At 63.1% G+C, this 23,936-nt stretch carries 19 protein-coding genes; 14 read left to right on the top strand and 5 right to left on the bottom strand.

Annotated elements, in window-relative coordinates; genetic code table 11:
* The first annotated feature begins 40 nt into the window (after positions 1-40).
* Entirely contained in the window at positions 41-3,751 is a 3,711-nt protein-coding gene (gene metH, locus U873_RS0122525) for a methionine synthase (RefSeq protein ID WP_025130387.1), read from the top strand.
* A 143-nt stretch (positions 3,752-3,894) separates the two neighbouring features.
* Positions 3,895-4,116 carry a DUF2970 domain-containing protein gene (locus U873_RS0122520; protein WP_025130386.1) on the top strand — a complete coding sequence of 74 codons (222 nt, stop codon included), beginning with the start codon at positions 3,895-3,897 and terminating at the stop codon, positions 4,114-4,116.
* A gap of 7 nt (positions 4,117-4,123) precedes the next feature.
* Here the strand turns inward: U873_RS0122520 and U873_RS0122515 are convergent, their stop codons facing one another.
* Positions 4,124-5,209: an ABC transporter substrate-binding protein gene (locus U873_RS0122515; RefSeq protein WP_025130385.1), complete on the bottom strand. Its 1,086-nt coding sequence runs from the start codon at positions 5,207-5,209 to the stop codon at positions 4,124-4,126.
* A gap of 596 nt (positions 5,210-5,805) precedes the next feature.
* Here U873_RS0122515 and U873_RS0122510 point away from each other — a divergent pair.
* Both U873_RS0122510 and U873_RS0122505 read left to right on the top strand, forming a co-directional pair.
* On the top strand, positions 5,806-7,464 hold the full coding sequence (locus tag U873_RS0122510) for a nitrite/sulfite reductase (RefSeq protein WP_025130384.1): 1,659 nt from the start codon (positions 5,806-5,808) through the stop codon (positions 7,462-7,464).
* Entirely contained in the window at positions 7,448-7,942 is a 495-nt protein-coding gene (locus tag U873_RS0122505; protein WP_011061942.1) for a DUF934 domain-containing protein, read from the top strand. The genes U873_RS0122510 and U873_RS0122505 overlap by 17 nt, the downstream gene beginning before the upstream one ends.
* Positions 7,943-8,478: 536 nt before the next feature.
* On the opposite strand, the gene sohB is transcribed toward U873_RS0122505, so the two are convergent.
* Positions 8,479-9,513, bottom strand: a complete 1,035-nt coding sequence (sohB, locus tag U873_RS0122500; protein ID WP_025130383.1) for a protease SohB — start codon at positions 9,511-9,513, stop codon at positions 8,479-8,481.
* A gap of 203 nt (positions 9,514-9,716) precedes the next feature.
* On the opposite strand from sohB, the gene U873_RS0122495 reads away from it, so the two are divergent.
* From U873_RS0122495 to U873_RS0122475, 5 genes are all read left to right on the top strand, one after another.
* Positions 9,717-10,427: a histidine phosphatase family protein gene (locus U873_RS0122495; RefSeq protein ID WP_025130382.1), complete on the top strand. Its 711-nt coding sequence runs from the start codon at positions 9,717-9,719 to the stop codon at positions 10,425-10,427.
* Between the two features lie 51 nt (positions 10,428-10,478).
* On the top strand, positions 10,479-10,793 hold the full coding sequence (locus tag U873_RS0122490; RefSeq protein ID WP_011061945.1) for an SCP2 sterol-binding domain-containing protein: 315 nt from the start codon (positions 10,479-10,481) through the stop codon (positions 10,791-10,793).
* Between the two features lie 261 nt (positions 10,794-11,054).
* Complete coding sequence (locus U873_RS0122485) at positions 11,055-12,773, top strand: hydrogenase maturation protein (protein WP_025130381.1); 1,719 nt, start codon at positions 11,055-11,057, stop codon at positions 12,771-12,773.
* 106 nt (positions 12,774-12,879) lie between these two features.
* Positions 12,880-13,770 carry a phosphotransferase family protein gene (locus U873_RS0122480; protein ID WP_025130380.1) on the top strand — a complete coding sequence of 297 codons (891 nt, stop codon included), beginning with the start codon at positions 12,880-12,882 and terminating at the stop codon, positions 13,768-13,770.
* Positions 13,771-13,891: 121 nt separating this feature from the next.
* Positions 13,892-14,653 (top strand): hypothetical protein, encoded by a 762-nt coding sequence (locus U873_RS0122475; RefSeq protein WP_025130379.1) that lies wholly within the window; start codon positions 13,892-13,894, stop codon positions 14,651-14,653.
* Positions 14,654-14,685: 32 nt separating this feature from the next.
* Here U873_RS0122475 and U873_RS0122470 read toward each other — a convergent pair whose 3' ends face one another.
* On the bottom strand, positions 14,686-17,313 hold the full coding sequence (locus U873_RS0122470; protein WP_025130378.1) for a glucosidase: 2,628 nt from the start codon (positions 17,311-17,313) through the stop codon (positions 14,686-14,688).
* A 198-nt stretch (positions 17,314-17,511) separates the two neighbouring features.
* Between U873_RS0122470 and U873_RS0122465 the strand changes: the two genes are divergently transcribed.
* Together U873_RS0122465 and U873_RS0122460 are read left to right on the top strand one after the other, a co-directional pair.
* Positions 17,512-17,787, top strand: coding sequence for a hypothetical protein (locus tag U873_RS0122465; RefSeq protein WP_025130377.1), 276 nt, complete (start codon positions 17,512-17,514; stop codon positions 17,785-17,787).
* Between the two features lie 346 nt (positions 17,788-18,133).
* Positions 18,134-18,394 (top strand): hypothetical protein, encoded by a 261-nt coding sequence (locus U873_RS0122460; protein WP_025130376.1) that lies wholly within the window; start codon positions 18,134-18,136, stop codon positions 18,392-18,394.
* Positions 18,395-18,583: 189 nt separating this feature from the next.
* On the opposite strand, the gene U873_RS0122455 is transcribed toward U873_RS0122460, so the two are convergent.
* Complete coding sequence (locus tag U873_RS0122455) at positions 18,584-18,871, bottom strand: hypothetical protein (protein WP_025130375.1); 288 nt, start codon at positions 18,869-18,871, stop codon at positions 18,584-18,586.
* A 171-nt stretch (positions 18,872-19,042) separates the two neighbouring features.
* On the bottom strand, positions 19,043-19,354 hold the full coding sequence (locus U873_RS0122450) for a hypothetical protein (protein ID WP_025130374.1): 312 nt from the start codon (positions 19,352-19,354) through the stop codon (positions 19,043-19,045).
* Positions 19,355-19,526: 172 nt separating this feature from the next.
* Here U873_RS0122450 and U873_RS0122445 point away from each other — a divergent pair, with 172 nt between their 5' ends.
* From U873_RS0122445 to U873_RS0122435, 3 genes are all read left to right on the top strand, one after another.
* Complete coding sequence (locus U873_RS0122445) at positions 19,527-20,921, top strand: amidase (RefSeq protein WP_025130373.1); 1,395 nt, start codon at positions 19,527-19,529, stop codon at positions 20,919-20,921.
* An 87-nt stretch (positions 20,922-21,008) separates the two neighbouring features.
* Positions 21,009-22,358: a citrate-proton symporter gene (locus U873_RS0122440; protein ID WP_025130372.1), complete on the top strand. Its 1,350-nt coding sequence runs from the start codon at positions 21,009-21,011 to the stop codon at positions 22,356-22,358.
* Between the two features lie 116 nt (positions 22,359-22,474).
* Entirely contained in the window at positions 22,475-23,833 is a 1,359-nt protein-coding gene (locus U873_RS0122435; protein ID WP_025130371.1) for an OprD family outer membrane porin, read from the top strand.
* Positions 23,834-23,936 lie beyond the last annotated feature (103 nt).

The following is a 23,936-nucleotide window of genomic DNA, read 5'->3' as shown; positions in this document are numbered from 1 at the left end:
TGATCCACGCCCTTCGTAATGGCCTTACCGGGTAGTTCTCATGTCTGATCGCAGTGCTCGCCTCCATGCTCTTCAACAAGCCCTCAAAGAGCGCATCCTGATTCTCGATGGCGGCATGGGCACCATGATCCAGAGCTACAAGCTCGAAGAACAGGACTACCGTGGCAAGCGTTTCGCCGACTGGCCCAGCGACGTCAAGGGCAACAACGACCTGCTGGTGATCACCCGTCCGGACGTGATCGGTGGCATCGAAAAAGCCTATCTGGATGCCGGCGCCGACATCCTGGAAACCAACACCTTCAACGCCACGCGCATTTCCATGGCCGATTACGGCATGGAAGAACTGGCCTACGAATTAAACGTAGAGGGCGCACGACTGGCACGCAAGGTGGCCGACGCCAAGACCCAGGAGAACCCGGACAAACCACGTTTCGTCGCCGGCGTCCTGGGCCCGACCAGCCGCACCTGCTCGCTGTCGCCGGACGTCAACAACCCCGGCTACCGCAACGTCACCTTCGATGAACTGGTGGAAAACTACACCGAGGCCACCAAGGGCCTGATCGAGGGCGGCGCCGACCTGATCCTGATCGAGACCATCTTCGACACCTTGAACGCCAAGGCGGCGATCTTCGCCGTGCAGGGCGTGTTCGAGGAACTGGGCATCGAGTTGCCGATCATGATTTCCGGGACCATCACCGACGCCTCCGGCCGCACCCTGTCCGGGCAGACCACCGAAGCCTTCTGGAACTCCGTGGCCCACGCCAAGCCGATCTCGGTGGGCCTGAACTGCGCCCTGGGCGCCCGTGAACTGCGCCCTTACCTGGAAGAGCTGTCGAACAAGGCCAGCACCCACGTCTCGGCCCACCCCAACGCCGGCCTGCCCAACGAATTCGGCGAGTACGACGAACTGCCGGAAGAAACCGCCAAGGTCATCGAGGAGTTCGCCCAGAGCGGCTTCCTCAACATCGTCGGCGGCTGCTGCGGCACCACCCCGGGGCACATCGGCGCCATCGCCAAGGCCGTGGCCGGCTACGCCCCGCGGCAGATCCCGGAGATCCCCAAGGCCTGCCGCCTGTCGGGCCTGGAACCCTTCACCATCGATCGCAACTCGCTGTTCGTGAACGTCGGCGAGCGGACCAACATCACCGGTTCGGCGAAATTCGCCCGGCTGATCCGCGAGGACAACTACACCGAGGCCCTGGAAGTCGCCCTGCAGCAGGTGGAAGCCGGCGCCCAGGTGATCGACATCAACATGGACGAGGGCATGCTGGATTCGAAGAAGGCGATGATCACCTTCCTCAACCTGATTGCCGGCGAACCGGACATCTCCCGGGTGCCGATCATGATCGACTCCTCCAAATGGGAAGTGATCGAAGCCGGCCTCAAATGCATCCAGGGCAAGGGCATCGTCAACTCCATCAGCATGAAGGAAGGCGTCGAGCAGTTCATCCACCACGCCAAGCTGTGCAAGCGCTACGGCGCTGCCGTGGTGGTGATGGCCTTCGACGAGGTCGGCCAGGCCGACACCGAGGCGCGCAAGAAGGAAATCTGCAAGCGCTCCTACGACATCCTGGTCAACGAAGTGGGCTTCCCGCCGGAAGACATCATCTTCGACCCGAACATCTTCGCCGTGGCCACCGGCATCGAGGAACACAACAACTACGCGGTTGATTTCATCAACGCCTGCGCCTACATCCGCGACGAGCTGCCCTACGCCCTGAGCTCCGGTGGCGTGTCCAACGTGTCGTTCTCGTTCCGCGGCAACAACCCGGTGCGCGAGGCGATCCACTCGGTGTTCCTGCTGTATGCGATCCGCAACGGCCTGACCATGGGCATCGTCAACGCCGGCCAGCTGGAGATCTACGATCAGATCCCGCAACAGCTGCGTGATGCGGTGGAAGACGTGGTGCTCAATCGCACGCCGAACGGCACCGATGCGCTGCTGGCCATCGCCGACCAGTTCAAGGGCGACGGCAGCGTCAAGGAAGCGGAAACCGAGGAATGGCGCAGCTGGGAAGTCAACAAGCGCCTGGAGCATGCCTTGGTCAAGGGCATCACCACCCACATCGTCGAAGACACCGAAGAATCGCGCCAGAGCTTCAGCCGCCCGATCGAAGTGATCGAAGGCCCGCTGATGTCCGGCATGAACGTGGTCGGCGACCTGTTCGGCGCGGGCAAGATGTTCCTGCCCCAGGTGGTGAAATCCGCCCGGGTGATGAAGCAGGCGGTGGCTCACCTGATCCCCTTCATCGAACTGGAGAAAGGCGACAAGCCGGAAGCCAAGGGCAAGATCCTCATGGCCACGGTCAAGGGCGACGTGCACGACATCGGCAAGAACATCGTCGGCGTGGTGCTCGGTTGCAACGGCTATGACATCGTCGACCTCGGGGTCATGGTGCCGGCGGAGAAGATCCTCCAGGTGGCCAAGGAGCAGAAGTGCGACATCATCGGCCTGTCCGGGCTGATCACCCCGTCCCTGGACGAGATGGTCCATGTCGCCCGGGAAATGCAGCGCCAGGATTTCCACCTGCCGCTGATGATCGGTGGTGCCACCACCTCCAAGGCCCACACCGCGGTGAAGATCGAACCCAAGTACAGCAATGATGCGGTGGTCTATGTGACCGACGCCTCGCGCGCCGTGGGCGTGGCCACCCAGCTGCTGTCCAAGGAACTCAAGGCCGGCTTCGTCGACAAGACCCGCGAGGAATACGTCGAGGTGCGCGAGCGCACCGCCAACCGCAGCGCCCGCACCGAGCGCCTGAGCTACGCCGCGGCCATCGCCAAGAAGCCGCAGTTCGACTGGAGCAGCTACCAGCCGGTCAAGCCAACCTTCACCGGCGCCCGGGTACTGGACAATATCGACCTCAAGGTACTGGCCGAGTACATCGACTGGACGCCGTTCTTCATCTCCTGGGACCTGGCCGGCAAGTTCCCGCGCATCCTCGACGACGAAGTGGTGGGCGAAGCCGCTACCGCGCTGTACAAGGACGCCCGGGAGATGCTCGACAAGCTGATCGACGAGAAGCTGATCAGCGCCCGCGCGGTGTTCGGCTTCTGGCCGGCCAACCAGGTGCAGGACGACGACCTGGAAGTCTATGGTGACGACGGCCAGCCACTGGCGCGCCTGCATCACCTGCGCCAGCAGATCATCAAGACCGACGGCAAGCCGAACTTCTCCCTGGCGGACTTCGTCGCACCCAAGGACAGCGGCATCACCGACTACGTTGGCGGCTTCATCACCACCGCCGGGATCGGCGCCGAAGAGGTGGCCAAGGCCTACCAGGACGCCGGCGACGACTACAACTCGATCATGGTCAAGGCCCTGGCCGACCGCCTGGCCGAGGCCTGCGCCGAGTGGCTGCACCAGCAGGTGCGCAAAGACTATTGGGGTTATGCCAAGGACGAAGAGCTGGACAACGAGGCGCTGATCAAGGAGCAGTACAGCGGCATCCGTCCGGCCCCGGGCTACCCGGCCTGCCCCGATCACACCGAGAAGAGCACCCTGTTCGCCCTGCTCGACCCCGAGGCATCCGAAGGCCGTGCCGGCCGCAGCGGCGTGTTCCTCACCGAACACTTCGCCATGTTCCCGGCGGCGGCGGTCAGCGGCTGGTACTTCGCCCACCCCCAGGCGCAGTACTTCGCCGTGGGCAAGGTCGACCAGGACCAGGTGCAGAGCTACACCGCGCGCAAGGGCCAGGACCTGGCCGTGAGCGAGCGCTGGCTGGCACCAAACCTGGGTTACGACAACTGACCCGGGTTCTGTAGGAGCCGGCTTGCCGGCGAAGGCGGTCCTCGATCGAGGCTTCTTCGCTGGCAAGCCAGCTCCGACACTAGCCCGCCATCAGCGGCGGCATTGTCTATGCTCTGTTGACACTCCACCGTGTCGAGGGATTTATGGACGATCCAAGCAAGGACAATCAGCCTCCGACCTTCCTGCAGATGTTGCAAAGCGTGCTGGCCGCCGCCTTCGGCGTACAGAGCGGGAAGAACCGCGCCCGCGACTTCAGCCACGGCAAGCCCAGCCACTTCATTGTGCTGGGCATCCTGTTCACCACCCTCTTCGTCCTGGTGCTGCTGGGCATTGCCAAGCTGGCGATGCACCTGGCGGGAGTCTGAACCGGCGTTATCGCAGCAGTAGCTGCAATCCGAAGGGATAGCGGTAGCTGTCCGGCTTGCCTTGGCCGGACAGCCCGCGAAAATCGAACCGGGCCCCGATCTGATCACCCTTTTCCAGCAATTGCTGAGCCTGGGTACGGGTCAGTGCCTGGAACAGCGACAACTGCCAGTTCGGACCGCCCAAACGCCGGGCATCCAGCCCCAGGGCATCATCGTGAATCACCACCATGGCCCAGCCACCGAGGGTGAAGTGCCCGGCCACCAGCACTGACAATTGCCCGTCGATAAACGCCCGCAAGGCCTCCGGCGAACTGTTGACTCCGCTGAAAAGCAGATCCACGCCCGGCTTGCGCCCCACCTCCCGGGCAGCCTCCATCGCCCCCAGGGCCATTTCATCGTTGGCCGACCAGATCAGCTGTGTTTGCGGATAACGCCGGAGCAACTGTTCCGCCTGCCGGTAGGCTCGCTCGCGGTTCCACTCGCCATAGACCAGCTGGCGCAAATGCACCTCGGGGTGCTCGGCCAGGGCCCGGTGCAGGCCCTGCTCGCGCAGTTGCGCCGAGGGCGTGACCTTGAGGCCGGAGAACGCCAGCAGATCGAGGGTCTGGCCTTCGGGCACAGGGCCGTGCTTGCGCAGCAGCTCCTTGAGCATCTGGTAGCCGGCCTCCTCGTCATCGCCCACCATGCTGGCGAACCACTCGGCGTAGATGTGCTGGCTTTGGCCGATCAATTCGCGCTGGTCCAGGGTCAAGGGGCTGTTGACGATAAACAGCTTGATTCCGGAGCCTTGGGACAAACGCAGGATTTGCGGCGCGATGTACTGCTCGTTCACCAGGATCAGGTAATCGGGCTTCTGCGCGCTCTGGAACAGCTCGCGAGCCTGCTCCAGGGTCTTTTGCGGGTCACGCTCGGAATAGAGAATGCTCAAGTCCATGTCCAGGCTGCGGGCGGCGGCCTGCATGAAGTGCGAGTAGCTGACCCAGAAGGTTTCCGTCGAGTTGCCGGGATTGAGAAACACCACCGATGTCGCCTGAGCCACCGTCCAGAACGGCAGACTCAGCCAAAACACACACCTGCACAGCACCTTGAACATGACGAGAAGAGCCCCAGAATTAACCCAGGCAGTATAACGGGCAAAATACTGGCCAATGACGGCAAATTGTCATGATTGTCCGACAATCCAGGCTCTTTTATTCACTTAACTACTGGTGGCTGACCCAAAACACGGCCGTACCCACGACCAGTATGATCAGAAAGAGAATGGCCCAAGCATCAACACTGCTGTCGCTTTTCCTCACTTTGGTTGGATGAGTCATAGCATCGCCTCTAATTGGATTTTTCGGTGACTGCTCTAAAGACACGCCCACAGTTAAGCCCAGGATTGCCCCCATCACAAATGTGGGCACTCACAACCCCCTACCGTTAGTCGTTTTGGTTCTTTGCATATACTAAAACTTCACTTTTGCGCATAACCGCAAGCTGGTATCGTTCGGCGGCTCCGATCGGAGTGCGCGGCCGTGCGCGCAGATTTGCTGACATGGGTGGCGTTGAGCGAAAACGAAGGCAGGACGAGGTGAAACCGGCAGCCAAGCCGGGTCGATCAGGCCCAGGCACCGCGTAGAAGACGTTCACCGCAGTATTTGCCAAGTGCCGCTTGTGCGCCACCTGTAGCCTGAGAACTGGACCTATATGTACGTATACGACGAGTACGATCAGCGGATCATCGAGGACCGCGTCAAGCAGTTCCGTGATCAGACCCGACGCTATCTGGCAGGCGAGCTGAGCGAAGAAGAATTCCGCCCCCTGCGCCTGCAGAATGGCCTCTATATCCAACGTTTTGCCCCGATGCTGCGGGTCGCCGTGCCTTACGGCCAACTGACCTCGCGCCAGGCGCGGATGATGGCCAAGATCGCCCGCGACTATGACAAGGGCTACGCCCACATCAGTACCCGGCAGAACGTGCAGTTCAACTGGCCGGCCCTGGAAGACATCCCGGACATCCTCGCCGAGCTGGCCACCGTGCAGATGCACGCCATCCAGACCAGCGGCAACTGCCTGCGCAACGTCACCACCGACCAGTTCGCCGGTGTTGCTGCCGACGAGTTGATCGACCCGCGTCCGTGGTGCGAGATCGTCCGTCAATGGACCACCTTCCACCCTGAATTCGCCTACCTGCCGCGCAAGTTCAAGATCGCCATCAATGGCTCGACCTCCGACCGCGCGGCCATCGAAGTCCATGACATCGGCCTGGAGCCGGTGTACAACGCCGCCGGCGAGCTGGGCTTCCGGGTCTTGGTGGGTGGCGGCCTGGGCCGTACCCCGGTGGTCGGCGCGTTCATCAACGAGTTCCTGCCGTGGCGGGACCTGTTAAGCTACCTCGACGCCATCCTGCGGGTCTACAACCGCTATGGCCGTCGCGACAACAAGTACAAGGCGCGGATCAAGATCCTGGTCAAGGCCCTGACCCCCGAAGTGTTCGCCGAGAAGGTCGAGGCGGAAATGGCCCACCTGCGGGGTGGCCAGACCACCCTCACCGATGCCGAAGTGCACCGGGTGGCCAAGCACTTCGTCGACCCGGACTACAAGACCCTGCCCAGCCAGGACGCAGAACTCGCGGCCCTGGACAAAGAGCACCCGGGCTTCGCCCGTTGGCGCGTGCGCAACACCCTGGCCCACAAGAAGCCGGGCTATGTAGCCGTGACCCTGTCGCTCAAGCCCACTGGCGTAGCGCCGGGGGACGTCACCGACAAGCAGTTCGACGCCATCGCCGACCTGGCCGACCGTTACAGCTTCGGCCAGCTGCGCACCTCCCACGAGCAGAACATCATCCTTGCCGACGTCGAGCAGAGCCAACTGTTCACCCTGTGGGGCGAGTTGCGGGAGAACGGCTTCGCCACGCCGAACATCGGCCTTTTGACCGACATCATCTGCTGCCCGGGCGGCGACTTCTGCTCCCTGGCCAACGCCAAGTCGATCCCGATTGCCGAATCCATCCAGCGCCGTTTCGACGACCTGGACTACCTGTTCGACATCGGCGAGCTGGACCTGAACATCTCCGGTTGCATGAACGCCTGCGGTCACCACCACGTGGGCCACATCGGCATCCTCGGGGTCGACAAGAAAGGCGAGGAGTTCTACCAGGTGTCCCTGGGTGGCAGCGCCAGCCGCGACGCCAGCCTGGGCAAGATCCTCGGCCCGTCCTTCGCCCAGGAAGCCATGCCCGACGTGATCTCGAAGCTGATCGACGTGTACGTGGAACAACGTACCGAAGACGAACGCTTCATCGACACCTATCAACGTATTGGCATCGACCTCTTCAAGGAGCGCGTCTATGCAGCGAATCATTAAGAACAACGAGGTCATCGACGAAACCTGGCACCTGCTGCCCAAGGACGCGACCCTCGACGGCATCTCCAACTGCGACGACCTGATCGTGCCGCTGGCCCTGTGGCGCGAGCACGCTCATGCCCTCAAGGCCCGCGATGGCGGCCTCGGCGTGTGGCTGGATGCGGACGAAGAAGCCGAAGAAATCGGTGACGACGTCGAGCAGTTCCAGGTGATAGCCCTGAACTTCCCGGCCTTCACCGATGGCCGCAACTACTCCAACGCCCGCCTGCTGCGTGACCGCTACGGCTACAAGGGCGAGTTGCGAGCCATTGGCGACGTACTGCGCGACCAGTTGTTCTACCTGCATCGCTGCGGCTTCGATGCCTACGCGCTGCGGGCCGACAAGGACCCCTACGAAGCCCTGGAAAGCCTCAAGGACTTCTCGGTGACCTACCAGGCCGCCACCGACGAACCGCTGCCGCTGTTCCGTCGTCGCTAAACCCTGGTGCCAACAAAAAGCCCTGAAGCGGGAAACCGCTTCAGGGCTTTTTTGTATCCGCCTCTGCCTCCGACCGACCGTAGGAGCCGGCTTGCCGGCGAAGAGGCCGTCGAACCTTGTACAAGCCTTGCGACCGCTTTCGCTGGCAAGCCAGCTCCTACAGCACAGCCCCACAAACGACGCACTCCCGTAGGAGCCGGCTTGCCGGCGAAGAGGCCCTCGAACCTCGCACAAACCTTGCGACCGCCTTCGCTGGCAAGCCAGCTCCTACAGCACAGCCCCACAAACGACGCACTCCCCGTAGGAGCCGGCTTGCCGGCGAAGCGGCCCTCGAACCTTGCACAAACCTTGCGACCGCCTTCGCTGGCAAGCCAGCTCCTACAGCCCAGGCCCACAAACGACGCACTCTCCGTAGGAGCCGGCTTGCCGGCGAAGGGGCCTTCGAACCTTGCACAAACCTTGCGACCTCATTCGCTGGCAAGCCAGCTCCTACAAAGCCAGCTCCTACGAAACCGGCTTCTACAAGGCCCGCGGGGTTACCAGAAGCGCTGCTGGGTCAGGCGACTCCACCAGGTCAGCAGCACGCGGTCGATGGAACCGCTGGCCGCCAGCCCTACCCGCTCCTGCAGGCTCTTGCGCTCGGCATAGTGCAGGTGGAAGACCTCAGCGTTCTTGGCCTTGTCCGCCAGGTATTCGTCGCTGGTCTGCAACTCGTCCACCAGCAGCTTTTCCTGCGCCGCCACCCCCAGCCAGACTTCACCGGTGGCCACTTCATCAATGGCCAGTTGCGGGCGATAGCGGGAGACGAAGTTCTTGAACAGCTGGTGGGTGACGTCCAGGTCTTCCTGGAACTTCTCCCGGCCCTTCTCGGTGTTTTCGCCAAACACCGTCAGGGTGCGCTTGTACTCACCAGCGGTGAGCACCTCGAAATCGATGTCGTGCTTCTTCAGCAGGCGGTTGACGTTGGGCAACTGGGCCACCACGCCAATGGAGCCGAGGATGGCGAACGGCGCGCTGATAATCTTTTCGCCGATGCAAGCCATCATGTAGCCGCCGCTGGCCGCCACCTTGTCGATGCACACCGTCAGCGGCACTCCGGCCTGGCGGATACGCGCCAGCTGCGACGAGGCCAACCCGTAGCTGTGGACCATGCCGCCACCGCTCTCCAGACGCAGCACCACTTCATCCTTGGGCGTGGCCAGGCTCAGCAGGGCAGTGATTTCGTGGCGCAGGCCTTCGGTGGCCGAGGCCTTGATGTCGCCATTGAAGTCCAGCACGAAGACCCGTGGCTTGACCTCGGCCGGTTGTTTCTTCTGCTTCTTCTGGCTCTTTTCCGCCTTGCTCTTGGCCTTGCGCAGGGCCTTGAGCTGATCCTTGTCCAGCAGGCTCTGCTCCAGGCGCTCGCGCAGGTCCTTGTAGAAATCATTCAGCTTGCTGACCTGCAACTGCCCCACACCCTTGCGCCGGCCCTTGCTGCGCAGCGCAGCGGCGGTGATCAGCACCACCAGGATGGCGACCACCAGGGTCACAGTCTTGGCCAGGAAACTGGCGTATTCGGCGATAAACTCCACAGGGACTCCTCAAACATGGACCGCTGCCAACGAGCGGCGTAATGGGCTCAAGCATACCGGCGTGACCGGTCGGCCACCAGTCGGGAAACCTTGTGTAACCAAGCTCCAACAATCATTTCAAACAAGCGTATGTTTTTTCATTGACAGCTCCCCGGCATCCTCATAACCTCGCAAAACTTTCAACGTACCGGGATGACGCGGACGTGGGCAGCATCTACTTGATTCGACATGGCCAGGCCTCCTTCGGTGCAGACGACTACGACGTGCTGTCGGCCACTGGCGTACGCCAGGCGGCGCTGCTTGGCGAGCACCTGGCCGAGCTGGGCCTGAGCTTCGATCGCTGCCTGTCTGGCGACCTGCGCCGCCAGCAACACACCGCGCAAGCCGCCCTGGAGCAGATGAGCGCCGCCGGGGCCCCCAGCCCGCAGCTGGAAATCGACACGGCCTTCAATGAATTCGACGCCGATGCCGTCATCCGCGCCCTGCTGCCCGACCTGCTGGCGCAAGAACCCGATGCCGTGAATATCCTGCGCAATGCCGCGCAGAACCGCGCCGAGTTCCAGCGCATCTTCGCCCTGATCATCCAGCGCTGGCTGGCCGGCACCTACGATCCGCCAGGCCTGGAAAGCTGGCTGGGCTTCGTCGAGCGGGTCCAGGGCGGCCTGCAGCGGATTCTCGAAGCCGCCAACAACCAGCAGAAGATCGCCGTGTTCACCTCTGGCGGCACCATCACCGCCCTGCTCCACCTGATTACCCGAATGCCGGCCGAACAGGCGTTCGAACTGAATTGGCAAATCGTCAACACCTCGCTCAACCTGCTGAAATTTCGCGGGCGCGAGGTGTCCCTGGCTTCCTTCAACGGTCATGCCCATCTGCAACTGTTGAAGGCCCCGGAGCTCATCACTTTCCGTTGAGCCCGGCTTACTGTGACCCTTGCTGTAACCACCCCATAAAAGGATCGAACCATGACCTCCGTAGCTGACGCCGTACAAGCCATGCAAGCCAAGTTCAACCCAGCTGCCGCTGCCGGCCTGGACCTGGTTTTCGGTTTCCGCATCGATGACTCCAAGCACTTCTCGCTGGTCGTCAAGGACAGCACCTGCGAACTCAAGGAAGGCGAGAACCCAGACGCCCAGGTCACCCTGGTGATGGACGGCGAAACCCTGGACGGTATCGTCAGCGGCGAAACCGACGGCATGCAGGCCTTCATGGGCGGCAAGCTGCGCGCCGAAGGCGACATGATGCTGGCGATGAAACTGAGCGAGCTGTTCCCAGCCTAAGACCGCGCAAGGTCCGGCTGTACCCGAATCCCGCCCCTGTGGCGGGATTCGTCGTTTCTGGCTGGCGCAACCGCTCTGGCCCGTGCCTTTGCCCTGAATCAATACCGCTGGGCAGCTGGCATTTCAGGCGAGACGCTTGATTGATCTCGGTCAGTTCCCCCTCCGCAACGCCCCTCTACTCTTGCGCCTTCCATCGCGGCCAGGGAAGGCTCAGCCGGAGCCACCTGCCATACCGCCATCACTCACGGAAGAGTCTGCATTATGCGATCACTGAAGATCATCCTGCTGTCCACCGCCTTCAACGGCCTGACCCAACGCGCCTGGCTCGACCTGCGCCACGCCGGGCACCGCCCCAGCGTCGTGTTGTTCACCAGCGAAGAGGAAGTCTGCCAGCAGATCGAGGACGCCAAGGCCGACCTGGTGATCTGCCCCTTCCTCAAGGACCGGGTCCCCCAGCAGCTGTGGAGCAACCCCAAGCGTCCAGTGGTGATCATCCACCCGGGCATCGTCGGCGACCGCGGCGCCAGCGCCCTGGACTGGGCCATCAGCAAGGAACTCAAGCGCTGGGGCGTCACCGCACTGCAGGCGGTGGAAGAAATGGACGCCGGGCCGATCTGGTCCACCCATGAATTCAACCTGCCGACCGGCCTGCGCAAATCCGAGCTGTACAACGGCCTGGTGAGCGACGCCGCGATCCATTGCATCCGCGACGTGGTGGAGAAATTCCGCAACGGCTACACCCCCGAGCCCCTGGACTACGACAAGCCTTCCGTACTCGGCCGCCTGCAACCGAACATGAAACAGTGCGACCGCACCTTCAGCTGGCACGACTGCGCTCAGTTCATCAAGCGCAGCATCGACGCCGCCGACGGCCAGCCCGGGGTCCTGGCCAGCCTCGCCGGCGGCCAGTACTACGTGTACGACGCCCACCTGGATTCACGCAGCGGCATGCCCGGCCAACTGCTGGCGGTACACGACGATGCGGTGCTGGTGGCCTGCGGCGATCAAAGCCTGTGGATCGGCTCCCTACGCCTCAAGCCCCAGCCCGGCGAGGAAACCTTCAAGCGTCCGGCCCGCCACGTACTGGCCGAACGCCTGAACGAGGTGCCGGTCCTCGAATGGTCGGTGGCCAGCAGCCCGTTCAGTAGCGAACCGTACCAGCCGATCCGCTATCGCGAGTCGGGCAAGGTCGGCGAACTGACTTTCGAGTTCTACAACGGCGCCATGAGCACCGAACAGTGCCAGCGCCTGGTCGAGGCCCTGCGCTGGGCCAAGGCCCAGGACACCCAGGTACTGCTGGTGCGTGGCGGGCGCGGCGCCTTCAGCAACGGTGTGCACCTCAACGTGATCCAGGCCGCTGAAGAGCCCGGCCTGGAAGCCTGGGCCAACATCCAGGCCATCGACGACGTCTGCCTGGAACTGCTGACCGCGCGGCAACTTGTGGTCAGCGGCCTGACCGGCAACGCCGGCGCCGGCGGACTGATGCTGGCCCTGGCGGCGGACATCGTCCTGGCCCGCGCCGACACCGTGTACAACCCCCATTACAAGAGCATGGGCCTGTACGGTTCCGAGTACTGGACCTACAGCCTGCCCCGCGCCGTCGGCCAGGCCATGGCCCGGCAACTGACCGAAGCCTGCCTGCCCATCAGCGCCCTCCAGGCCCTGCAGATGGGCATGGTCCAGGAGATCGGCCCGCGTTGCCCGGAAGAGTTCAGCCTGTGGCTGCTGCAGCGGGCCAACGCTGTGCTCAACGACCCGCGCTACCAGCACCTGCGCCAGCGCAAGCTGGACGCCGACCCGCAACTGATGCAGCACTGCCGCAATGCCGAGCTGGAGGAAATGCACATGGACATGGTGCAGAACCGCAAGGGCTTCGCCGAGAAATGCAGCAACTTCGTCTACAAGCGCAAGACCTGCTGCACCCCAGAGCGGCTGATCGAGGACTGGGCCAAACCCCAGGACATCGCCTTGGTGGGTTGATCCACCGCCTGCGCGGCAAGCTTCCAAAACACCGCCAGGCCACGTAGCATTCGCCGCCTTTTGCTGCCGCCCCCCAGGGGCGGCAGTGGTTTGCAAGGAGGCGATCATGCAGGACATTCCAGGCCACGCCACGTGGCGCAGTATCCAAGCACAGACCCTTGGCTGGTCCAGCGACCGGATCTTTCACATCGTCGATGAACAGGGCCAGCACCTGCTCCTGCGCACCAGTGATGCTGCCCAGTACACCAGCAAACGCGACGAATTCCAGTGGACCCGGCACCTGGCGGCGACCGGCATCGCCATGTCCCAGCCCCTGGCCTTCGGCCTGTTCGATTCAGGGCGCCAGGTCTACTCGCTGCTGTCGTGGATCGAAGGCCAGGACGGTGCGCAATGGGTCACCGAACAGCCCGCCGCGGCCTGCTATGAACTGGGCCTGCAAGCTGGCCGCACACTCCAGCAGATCCACAGCGTTAACGCGCCCCCAGGCACTGCAAACGCCGAACAGCAGATGCGCGCCATCTACCGCAAGAAACTCGAACAGTACCGGGGTTGCGGCCATCAGGTGGCCCATGAACAAGACTTCCTGCAGTTTCTCGAACAGCACTTTCATCTGCTGGCCGACACCCCCCTGGTATTTCTCCATGGCGACTATCACCTGAGCAACATGATCGTCGGCGCCGATGAGCAGTTGTCGATCATCGACTTCAACCGCTACCGTTTCGGGGATCCGGCACGGGACTTCAACCGGCTGGCGCTGTTTTCCTGCAACCTCAGCCACGATTTCGCCCGCGGCCAGGTCGACGGCTACTGCGCAGGCCAGCCCGACTCTGTTTTTCTCACTCGCATGGCGTTCTACGCCGCGTTCGATACCTTCTTCAGCGTGCTCTGGGCCATGGCCTTCGGCGAGCAGGAAGTCCACGCCAGCCTGCAACGCACGCAAAAGGTCTGGGAGGACTTCGATGGTTTTTCCGGGCATGAGCCTCATTGGTATCGCTGATAGGCGACGCAGCCCGGCTTCCCCCGCTTGCTCGATCACAACAAAGAAAGCAGCTGCGATGATTTCGCCCCGCGCGGATCGCAGCCTTGAAGACCCCATTGGAAAAATCTAAGGAAAGACCATGAACGCCAAGCTCAAGAACACAGAACACGCCCAGGAAAAGACCGCTAAAAGCCCGATTGCCTGGGGCATGATCGGCTCGGTGATTCTGGCAATCACCACGCCGTTCTTCTATTTGAACGGCAAGGCCTACCACGATGGTTACCTCGGCTACTTTCAGCTGGAAACCTCGATGTTTCCCATGGACACCTCCACCACCTTCGTCAACGCAGTTCTGGCCTGGTACCACGCCATGACCAACGGCTTGAAAGGCGGGTTGGAGTTCATCGGGCAGCACTGGCTGTGGGCTGCAATCGTCTGTGTGCTGAGCATTCTGGTGTTCGGCGGCTTCAACTATCTGATCGCCCTGTTCAACAAAAAACTCACGGACAACAAAGAGTCCGCCAAGCAGCCGCAGGCCAGCACTCCCGCTCCGTCATTGTTCAGGGAGATAGGCAAATGCGCGCTGTACATCTTCATCCCCAGCTACGGCCTGTTTGTGACGATGTTTTTCATCTCCTTCATCTTGATGGTCACCATCACCCCCTTTGTGCTGATCGGCAAAGACTTGGCGGCCGAAGATCTGAAAAACGGCTTCAAGGACTCGCCCCAGGTGGCCGTCAACGACCCCGATGGGCATAAACGCACTTACCGGGTCATGCAGTGCTCGACAACCTTCTGCGCGCTGTACGCCGATGGGAAGGTGATCACGGTGCCGATCGCCACGCTGAATTGGGTGGTGTCGGATGTCGCGGAAAAACTCAAGGCGCAGCAAGCCAATTGAACACTGCGGCGCAACCTCCCCGGCTGCCGCAACTAAGCTTGCAGCAGCAAGGCCACCAGCGCCGTCCAGCCGGTCTGGTGGCTGGCCCCCAGGCCGCGTCCGGTTTCGCCATGGAAGTATTCATGGAACAGCACCAGCTCCCGGTCCTCGGCCGCCACCTGCAACTGCGGGTAGCCGCTCATGGACGGCCTGCGCCCTTCCTCGTCCAGCAGGAACAAGCGCGTCAGGCGCTGGCTCAAGCCATCGGCCACTTCCGCCAACGACGCCAGGTACCCGGAACCCCGCGGGTATTCCACCGAGAAGTTGACGTCGTAGTAACGATGAAACTCGCGCAGGGATTCAATCAGCATGTAATTGATCGGCATCCACAGCGGCCCGCGCCAGTTGGAATTGCCGCCGTACAGCCGTGAATCGGATTCCGCCGGTTCGTAACGGGCGCACAACTGCTTGCCGTCCACCTGCAGGGCAAAGGGCTGCTCGAAAGCCTTGGACAGGGAGCGGATGCCAAATGCCGAGAGAAACTCGCTCTCATCGAGCATGCGCTTGAGCAGGTCCTTGGTGCGCTCGCCGCGCAACAGCGCCAGAAGCATGCGGTTGCCCTTGCCCGGCTCGTACCAGCGCGACACCAGGCTCGCCAGGTCCGGCCGGTGGTGCATGAAGCCCAGCAGGCGCTGGGCCAGCCCTGGCAGGCCCTCATGCTCGTGCTGCTCCAGCACCTGCACCGCGAACAGCGGCATCAGGCCAACGATGGAGCGCAGGCGCAGCGGCTCGTTCTGCCCGTCGGGACGGTGCAGCACATCGTAGAAAAACTGGTCCTGCTCGTCCCACAGCCCCTCGGCGCTTTCGTCCACCCGGTTGATGGCCCCGGCGATATAGAGGAAGTGCTCGAAGAACTTCACCGCAATGTCCACGTACACCCCGTTGCGCTTGGCCAGCTCCAGGGCGATGCGCATCAGGTCCAGGGCGTAGGCCGCGACCCAGGCCGTGCCGTCGGCCTGATCCAGGGCGAAACCTTCAGGCAAGGCGGCGGAGCGGTCGAACAGGGCGATATTGTCCAGGCCGAGGAAACCGCCTTGGAACAGGTTGCGGCCCTCGGCGTCCTTGCGGTTGACCCACCAGGAAAAGTTCAGCAACAGCTTGTGGAAGATCCGTTCGAGAAAGTCCAGGTCGCCCTCACCCACCAGGGCCTTTTCCTGCTGGTAGACCCGCCAGCAGGCCCAGGCGTGCACCGGCGGGTTGGCATCGTCGAAACGCCACTCGTAGGCCGGCAGCTGGCCATTGGGATGCATGAAGCGGTCTTTCACCAGCAACAGCAGCTGCTGCTTGGCGAAGGCCGGGTCGATCAGGGCAAAGGCCACGGCCTGGAAACCCAGGTCCCAGGAGGCGTACCAGGGGTATTCCCAGGTATCGGGCATGGAGACGATGTCGCAGTTGGACAGGTGCCGCCAATGGGTATTGCGCAGTTGCCCATGCTCGCTCGGTGGCGCCGGCTGCCCGGGATCGCCGTCGAGCCACTGGTTGACGTCGAAATAGTACAACTGCTTGGACCACAGCAGCCCGGCCAGGGCCTGACGCTGGACATTGCGCGCATCCGCGTCGGCAATGCCCTGCTGCAAGGCCGCGTAGAACTCATCGGCTTCGCGGCGGCGCTGCTCGAACAGGTTGCGCGCACTGACCTGCTCGCTGCCCGCCGGGGCAAAACGCAGGAACAGGCTCTGGCTCTCGCCGCCTGCCAGCTCCAGAACAAAGTGCGCCGCCACCTTGGTACCGCCATCGAAGGCCACGGCGTTGGCCTGGCCCTCGACCAGGTAGTCATTGATCCCGTCCTTGAACGGCCCCGGCGCAGAAAGCCCATCAAGCCTGGGAAAGTTGCTGTCGTTGTTGCAGAACAGCCACTGGCAGGGCTCGGCGCCCCAGGCAGTGATCTGCCGATCGGGCAATGGCCCATGCCGCGCCAGCACCCGGTCGCCCTCCAGGCGCAGGCTCGGCCGCGCTTCGCTGCCGCCCCAGCTCCAGGTGTTGCGCGCCCAGACCTGGGGCAGTACCCGCAGCCGTGCCGGCAGGTGGAAACGGTTGTGCACGGTGATGTGCATGAAAATGTCATCGGCGGTGTGCTTGGCGTATTCCACCGTCACGTCGAAGTAGCGGTCGTCTTCGAAGACCCCGGTGTCGAGGATCTCGTACTCGGTGTCGTGCAGGCCGCGGCGGGCGTTTTCCGCCACCAGGTCGGCGTAGGGAAAGGCGGCCTGGGGGTATTTGTAGAGCATGCGCATGTAGGCATGGCTGGGCACCCCGTCGAGGTAGAAATACAGCTCCTTGACGTCCTCACCGTGATTGCCCTCGGCGTTGTTCAGGCCGAACAGACGCTCCTTGAGAATGCTGTCGTGTTCATTCCACAGCGCCAGCCCCAGGCACCAGTGCTGGGCCTTGTCGGAAAACCCCGCCAGGCCGTCCTCACCCCAGCGGTAGGCGCGGCTGCGGGCGTGATCGTGGGGGAAATACTTCCAGGCGTCGCCGTCGGCGCTGTAGTCCTCGCGCACCGTGCCCCACTGCCGCTCGCTGAGGTAGGGCCCCCACTGGCGCCAGTGCTCGGCCTCGCTGCCTTGCAGGCGCAGGCCCTCAAGGGTATCGAGAATGCGGGTCGCAGGTTTTGCCGGCATGGGAGGTGTCCTTGGCCATGGAGGTGACTTGCAGTGTAAGAGCGGCCGGCCTCGGCGCCCCATGACAAATATTTCATGGTACGAAGACCCGAGGCTCATTAACCGCTCGAAAAACCCGGGCCAGAGCCATTGCGGCTAAATTTTCCGCGCCTGGCTCGTTATAATCGGCAACCCTTTTATGGCCATGCGGATTCAAAGATGTTCAGTTGCAAAGCGTTTTTCCCGGGTGTATTGCTCGCGGCAGCCCTCTCGGCCCAGGCTGAGGGCCTCGACCTGAGCTACCCGCAGCCCCCGCTGCCGGCCACGCCCACCCAGGCCCCGACGCCCCAGAACGACAGGCCGACACTCAAGCTGCAGTTCAAGCCGGCCATCAGCTACGAGCACAGTTGCAGCGGGCAATGCACCTACGAAACCAATATCGATCAGCTGCACGATCGCGAAACCCGCCACAGCGCAAGCGTCGGCTTCGACTGAGACGGGTCACTGAACCCGCGGGCGCTTGAGCCACACTCGCGCTCCTGAGTCCTACAGCAAACTCAGAAAGTCCTGCCCTGCCAGGGCCTTGTTCCGTTCTGGGGTGCATACCTAAAGTTCCGGGTCGTGCTGATGACGATCGGGTTTGGCGACCCTGTGACCGTGTGCGAGAGCCCTGCGCTTGTTTGCAGGGCTTTTCGCATCCGTACGCTGCTTTATGGCGGCTGTACGCGGGAGACCTTCGGGTCTGCCGGCTCCCCGGTCCCGGTTCGCCAACCTGCGTACAGCTGCCACCCTTCGTTTGGCGACGATCCAGTGGCGCTCTCAACCGACCGAGGCGTTACTTATGAACAGATACATGCCGATCACCGGCCACGACTGCACCATCCCTTCCCTGCTGATCGATACCCAGGCCCCTGCCGACGTGCTCTACGAAGCGGCGGCCTATCGCATCCGCGCCGTCACTCAACTGCTGGAAAACTTTGCAGCCCGCCCCGCCCCCCCCGGCGATGCCGTGGTGCTGCAAGAGCTGGCACTGATCTGCGCCATACCGCTGCGCGATGTACTGGATGTGCTGGGCCGCCAGCTGCAAGCGCAGCCGCGCTGAACCTGTAGGAGCCGGCTTGCCGGCGAAGAGGCCCGTGAGCCTTGGGCAAACCTTTTCGACCCCTTCGCTGGCAAGCCAGCTCCTACGAAAAGCCTTTCGTGTGCTGGATCTGTTGAGGCACCGTTTGCGGGCGAGGACCTGAGCCGAATGACAAGTTTGGAAAGCACTAAGCCGAGATCAGGGCATACCTTATCTGGCCTTACAGCTATCCAACTCACTTTGAGTGGTCAACGTTGTCGCTAAACCCAACCGATATTTACAGTAGGCAATTACTTTCTGCCTCTCCAGATCGCTTAACTCAGAGAGTGTTTTATCGTCTGACTCATAGGCAAAGATATTCTCAAACTCCATTTGAAAAGATGGATACCTCTTGATGAAAAACACTTTTTCCGGATAGGCATCCTCGATTTTCTCGTAGAACCCGATATACAGATAAGCGACCAGCAGGACAGATAAAATAAAGAATAGTTTTTTCATGAGAACAGTGGTTGAAGCTCCAACTCTCGACTTTGGTAACGGTTGCACAATCCCTCCCCTCCTCGTTCAGGTGCCTTTGTATCACTAGCCGCGGTGGCGGCCCTGCGCGTTCCCTGGTTACGCCCGCGCCTGCCACCGCCACCCGCCGCTGTAACCTCCAGCTACCGAGCCTTAAAGAGCAACGATCCGCTGCACCTCATGCTGAAACACGTAAGGATCCGACAGCAGCTCGAACTGTTCGTCATCCGGATAGGTCACCGCCACGTGGTAATCCTCGCCCGCAAAGGCCTTGATCGCGTCGATATCCTGCCAATACGTCGCCAGGAAGAAATGCGTCCAGTCGCCCTGGCGTTCCTGCCGTACAAAGGCGCCGAGGTTGCCCGGAACACCCTCGGCGTGCTGAATGCCGGTCACTTCAAGGTGTTGGCTGAAGCCCTGCGCGTGCAGGTTGGGAACACATCCGTGCCAGGTCCTGATGATCATGCTGGTCTCCAGAGTTCAAGAAAAATGGCTGTTCGGGGGCGTGGGCATTGGGAGGCAGTGCTCACAAAAACGCAACACCACACTGCGTCCTTTGTGATGGTTGGGCTAGGGTGGAAACGATACAGTCGGGCCATCAGCAACCCGACTGACGCCCGACACAAGGATGCGTTCGATGACTGATTTGCACGATCTACAAGCCGCCCAGCTGCTGGCGCAATTTGCCAGCCGCCAGCTGTCTCCCCTCGACTATTACGAACATCTGCTGACCCATATCCAACGCTGGGAACCCCATATCCGCGCGCTCTACGCTTTCGATCCCGAGCAGGTGCGCCAGCAGGCCCGGGCTTCTACCGAGCGCTGGAACAAGGGCGCCCCCAACGGCCCGCTGGACGGGATTCCGGTGACGGTCAAGGAGCTGATCGCCACCCAGGGCACGCCCATTCCCCTGGGCAGCGCGACCACCACGCTGAAACCGGCCTTGCAGGATGCCCCGCCCGCCGCGCGGATGCGCGAAGCCGGGGCGATCATCCTGGCCAAGACCACGGTGCCGGATTTCGGCATGTTGTCTTCGGGGCTGTCGAGCTTCCACGGCATCACCCGCAATCCCTGGAACACCGCCTGCAATACCGGCGGCTCCAGCTCCGGCGCCGGGGCGGCGGCCGCGGCCGGCTACGGGCCGCTGCACATCGGCACCGATATCGGCGGCTCGGTACGCCTGCCCGCCGCCTGGTGCGCTCTGGTGGGGTTCAAGCCGACCCTCGGGCGGATTCCCATCGACCCGTACTACACCGGGCGTTGCGCCGGGCCCATGACCCGCAGCGTCGAGGATACGGTGCTGCTGATGCGCTACCTGGCCAAGCCCGATGCCCGGGACGCCACCAGCCTGCCGCCCTTGACCAGCGACTGGAGCGATGAGCCGGTGTCGGTCAACGGTTTGAAGATCGGCCTGATGCTGCAACCCGGCGCCGGGCTGCAACCGGAAGGCTTTGTCTGCGAGGCGGTGGAACGCGCCGCGCGGCTGTTCGAAAGCCACGGCGCCCAGGTGCAGACCCTCGCGCCGATCATGGACCGGGCGCAACTGGACGGCCTCGACCGCTTCTGGCGGGCCCGGCAATGGGCGGAGCTCTCAGCCCTCGGCGCCGAGCAGTTCGCCAGGGTGCTGCCCTATATCCGCGACTGGGCCGCCCCTGGCGCCGATCTGTCCGGGGTCGAGGCGGTGCTGGGTTTCAACCAGACCTTCGAAATGCGCCGCCGCGCCGCCCAGGTGTTCAGCGAGTTCGACCTGGTGCTCTCGCCCACCAACCAGATCAACCATTTTCCCGCCGAGTGGCCGTCGCCGAGCAACGACCCGCAGCAACCGTTCGAGCACATCGTCTTCACCCTGCCCTGGAACATGGGCGAACAGCCGGCGCTATCGATCAACTGCGGGTTCGCTGCCGATGGCATGCCCATCGGCCTGCAGATGATCGCCCCGCGCTTTGCCGATCAATGGCTGCTGCAAGTGGCCAGGACCTATGAGAGCTGGCGTGGAGCGATCCACAGCTGGCCAAGCCCGCCGTCCCACTGACACACCGAAACTGCCACCTTCACCCCAGCCCCGGGCCTCGCCGCCCGGGGCCTGGGCAACCTATGAATAAAAATTCGAGGGGCCAGTATGCACAGCCAAGCGTCCAATCCGTCAGCCACACCCGAGCCCGCAACGCCCAACGCTGCAGGGGGCAAGCGCAGCGTGTTCGCAGTGATTCTCGGCAACGCCGTGGAGTTCTTCGATTTCGGGGTCTACGCCACCTTCGCGGTGATGATCGGCCACACCTTCTTCCCCTCCGACAGCGCCTTCGTCAGCCTGATGCTGTCGGTCACCGCCTTCGGCGTCGGCTTTATCGTCCGGCCCCTGGGCGCGGTGCTGATCGGCGCCTACGCCGACCGTGTCGGGCGCAAGCCGGCAATGCTCCTGACCCTGGTGATGATGGCCGTGGGCACCGGCAGCATCGCCATCCTGCCCAGCTATGAAAGCATCGGCATCGCCGCGCCGATCCTGCTGGTGCTCACGCGGCTGATCCAGGGCCTGGCCTGGGGCGGCGAGGCCGGCCCCGCCACCACCTACATCCTCGAAGCCGCGCCGCCCCACAAGCGCGGCACCTACGCCTGCTGGCAGGTGGTGGCCCAGGGCGTCGCCGCCATGGCCGCCGGCACCGTGGGTTACACCCTGACCCAGGTGCTGTCCCCCGAGGACCTCAACAGTTGGGGCTGGCGCGTACCTTTCGTGTTCGGCCTGCTGGTGCTGCCGATCGGCATCTACATCCGCCGCAACCTGGCGGAAACCTTCCACGGCCAGGGCGAGCAGACCAGCACCGGCAGCCTGGTGCGCCAGGTGTTCGGCGAACATCGACGGGCCCTGGTGCTGGGGCTGCTGATTCTGTCCGGCAGCACCATCACCCAGTACTTCATCAACTACATGACCACCTTCGCCCTCACCGAGCTCAAGCTGCCCACCAGCATCTCCATGCTCTCGACCCTGGTGGCCGGCGCGGCGATGGCGGTGTGCGCGATTGTCGGTGGCATGCTCTGCGACCGTTTCGGCCGCCGCACCATCCTCATGGCGCCGCGGGTAGTGTTGTTGCTGGTACTGTTCCCAGCCCTGCAGCTGATGACCAAACACCCCAGCCCGGCGACCTTTCTGCTGACCCTGGCGGTGCTTTCCGGCTTGCACGGCATGAGCGGCGCGGCGCTGATCGTGCTGTTGGTGGAAAGCTTTCCCAAGGCGGTGCGCTCCACCGGTTTCTCCATCGTCTACGCCGTCGGCGTGGCGGCTTTCGGCGGCACCGCGCAGATCATCATCACCTGGCTGATCGGCACCACCGGCAATCCGATGTCGCCGGTGGGCTACCTGCTGGTGGCCAACCTGGTGTGCCTGACTGCGGCCTGGTTCGCCAAGGAAACCCGCCCGCAGACTCCCGGACGCAGCACCCCCGGCCAACGGCTCGCAGAAGCCCGCGCCCGCTGAGCATTCGCCTCACCGCCCAACACCCTTTTCCGGCACCGCGTTTTTCTCTACCCTGCCGGCCGCGCATGACCGCGGCCGGGCGGTGGACCGACGCCTTTGATTTGTGGGGAAGCGACATGAAACAGCTCGTACTTTGCCTCCTGGCCATGAGCGCCAGTAGCCCCCTGCTGGCCCAGGACAATCCGCGCCCAAGCCAGCAGGCCCAGGCCCCGGGGTTCATCGAAGGCAGCAGCCTGGACCTCAACCTGCGCCACTACTACTCCAACCAGCACACCCAGCGCGACACCTACCTGACGGTCAAGAAACCCGGCGGCAACCAGCGCACCCGGGTGCGGCAGACCTGGGTGCAGACCGGCATGCTCAAGTACAGCTCGGGCTACACCCAGGGCCTGATCGGCTTCGGCGTGGACGCCGGCCTGTTCAGCGCGGTCAACCTGGAGCGCGGCCATGGCCGGGTGGCCAATGGCGGCGACCGGGTACTGGTGGACAGCGACGGCGACGCCCTGCCCACCTGGAGCCGCCTGGGCATTGGCGATGTGCGCCTGCGCTTGTCCAACACCGAGCTCAAGGCCGGGCGCCTGATGACCGACAACCCGGTGCTGCGCTACAAGGACAACCGCGCCCTGCCCTCCAGCTTCCAGGGCGTGGGCCTGTACAGCAACGAAACCGACTGGCTGTCGGTGCAGGCCGACAGCTTCGACCGGGCCATCCCCCGCACCGGCACCGGCAGCGAACGCCTGACCACCACCTTTGGCAACCGCGCCTACAGTGGCGAGCGCATCAGCTACCTGGGGGCGACCGTGAAACCCGGCCTGGGCCTGGAGGGCAGCCTGTATGCCTCGCGCTTCGAGAACATGTGGGACCAGTACTACCTGGGCCTGATCCACCACGCCGGGGACAAAAGCCAGCTGGCACTGAAGACCGCGTTCAACTACTACCGCACCCAAGACCAGGGCCAGCAGCGCCTGGGCTACATCGACAACGACGCCCTGAGCCTGGCCGTCACCGGCAGCCACCAGGCCCACAGCCTGACCCTGGCCTGGCAGCAAGTGTTCGGCGACGAGTACTTCGACTACGTGTGGGAATCCACCGGCAACTACATGGCCAACTCCCTGTACTCGGACTACAACGGCCCCAATGAAAAATCCTGGCAATTGCGCTACGACCTGGATTTCGCCGCCTACGGCGTACCGGGGCTGAGCGCCAGCCTGTGGCACGCCAAGGGCTGGGGGATCGATGGCACGCACTACGACGGTGACCGCAACGGCCGCAACCGCGGCTACAACGTGCGCGGCCTGGAGGGCGCCAAGCACAACGAAAACGGATTGATGCTGGCGTATGTGGTGCAGTCCGGACGGCTCAAGGATGCAGTGCTGCGCACCATCGTCTACAACCACCGCGCCAGCGGCGGACAGATCGACGGCAGCTATGACGAGTTACGCCTGGTGGGCAACTTCCCCTTCAACCTGTTCTGAATCCCGGCGCCTTTTTCGCTGGTAAGCCAGCTCCTACAACACCCGATACCGCCCGCACCTCCGTAGGAGCCGGCTTGCCGGCGAAGAGGTCCGCAAGCCCGGC

Origin of the sequence: Pseudomonas sp. PH1b (genome assembly GCF_000633395.1) — a bacterium.
Classification (GTDB): Bacteria; Pseudomonadota; Gammaproteobacteria; order Pseudomonadales; family Pseudomonadaceae; genus Aquipseudomonas.
The sequence above is the reverse complement of the archived record's forward strand: the minus strand, read 5'-3'. Positions and strand labels throughout refer to the sequence as shown.

What these genes read in the sequence shown, in the direction of transcription:
- metH (WP_025130387.1), top strand. Translation starts at nt 41, where the DNA reads ATGTCTGATCGCAGTGCTCGCCTCCATGCTCTTCAACAAGCCCTCAAA.
- U873_RS0122520 (WP_025130386.1), top strand. Translation starts at nt 3,895, where the DNA reads ATGGACGATCCAAGCAAGGACAATCAGCCTCCGACCTTCCTGCAGATG.
- U873_RS0122515 (WP_025130385.1), bottom strand. Translation starts at nt 5,209, where the DNA reads ATGTTCAAGGTGCTGTGCAGGTGTGTGTTTTGGCTGAGTCTGCCGTTC.
- U873_RS0122510 (WP_025130384.1), top strand. Translation starts at nt 5,806, where the DNA reads ATGTACGTATACGACGAGTACGATCAGCGGATCATCGAGGACCGCGTC.
- U873_RS0122505 (WP_011061942.1), top strand. Translation starts at nt 7,448, where the DNA reads ATGCAGCGAATCATTAAGAACAACGAGGTCATCGACGAAACCTGGCAC.
- U873_RS0122490 (WP_011061945.1), top strand. Translation starts at nt 10,479, where the DNA reads ATGACCTCCGTAGCTGACGCCGTACAAGCCATGCAAGCCAAGTTCAAC.
- U873_RS0122485 (WP_025130381.1), top strand. Translation starts at nt 11,055, where the DNA reads ATGCGATCACTGAAGATCATCCTGCTGTCCACCGCCTTCAACGGCCTG.
- U873_RS0122480 (WP_025130380.1), top strand. Translation starts at nt 12,880, where the DNA reads ATGCAGGACATTCCAGGCCACGCCACGTGGCGCAGTATCCAAGCACAG.
- U873_RS0122475 (WP_025130379.1), top strand. Translation starts at nt 13,892, where the DNA reads ATGAACGCCAAGCTCAAGAACACAGAACACGCCCAGGAAAAGACCGCT.
- U873_RS0122470 (WP_025130378.1), bottom strand. Translation starts at nt 17,313, where the DNA reads ATGCCGGCAAAACCTGCGACCCGCATTCTCGATACCCTTGAGGGCCTG.
- U873_RS0122465 (WP_025130377.1), top strand. Translation starts at nt 17,512, where the DNA reads ATGTTCAGTTGCAAAGCGTTTTTCCCGGGTGTATTGCTCGCGGCAGCC.
- U873_RS0122460 (WP_025130376.1), top strand. Translation starts at nt 18,134, where the DNA reads ATGAACAGATACATGCCGATCACCGGCCACGACTGCACCATCCCTTCC.
- U873_RS0122455 (WP_025130375.1), bottom strand. Translation starts at nt 18,871, where the DNA reads ATGAAAAAACTATTCTTTATTTTATCTGTCCTGCTGGTCGCTTATCTG.
- U873_RS0122450 (WP_025130374.1), bottom strand. Translation starts at nt 19,354, where the DNA reads ATGATCATCAGGACCTGGCACGGATGTGTTCCCAACCTGCACGCGCAG.
- U873_RS0122445 (WP_025130373.1), top strand. Translation starts at nt 19,527, where the DNA reads ATGACTGATTTGCACGATCTACAAGCCGCCCAGCTGCTGGCGCAATTT.
- U873_RS0122440 (WP_025130372.1), top strand. Translation starts at nt 21,009, where the DNA reads ATGCACAGCCAAGCGTCCAATCCGTCAGCCACACCCGAGCCCGCAACG.
- U873_RS0122435 (WP_025130371.1), top strand. Translation starts at nt 22,475, where the DNA reads ATGAAACAGCTCGTACTTTGCCTCCTGGCCATGAGCGCCAGTAGCCCC.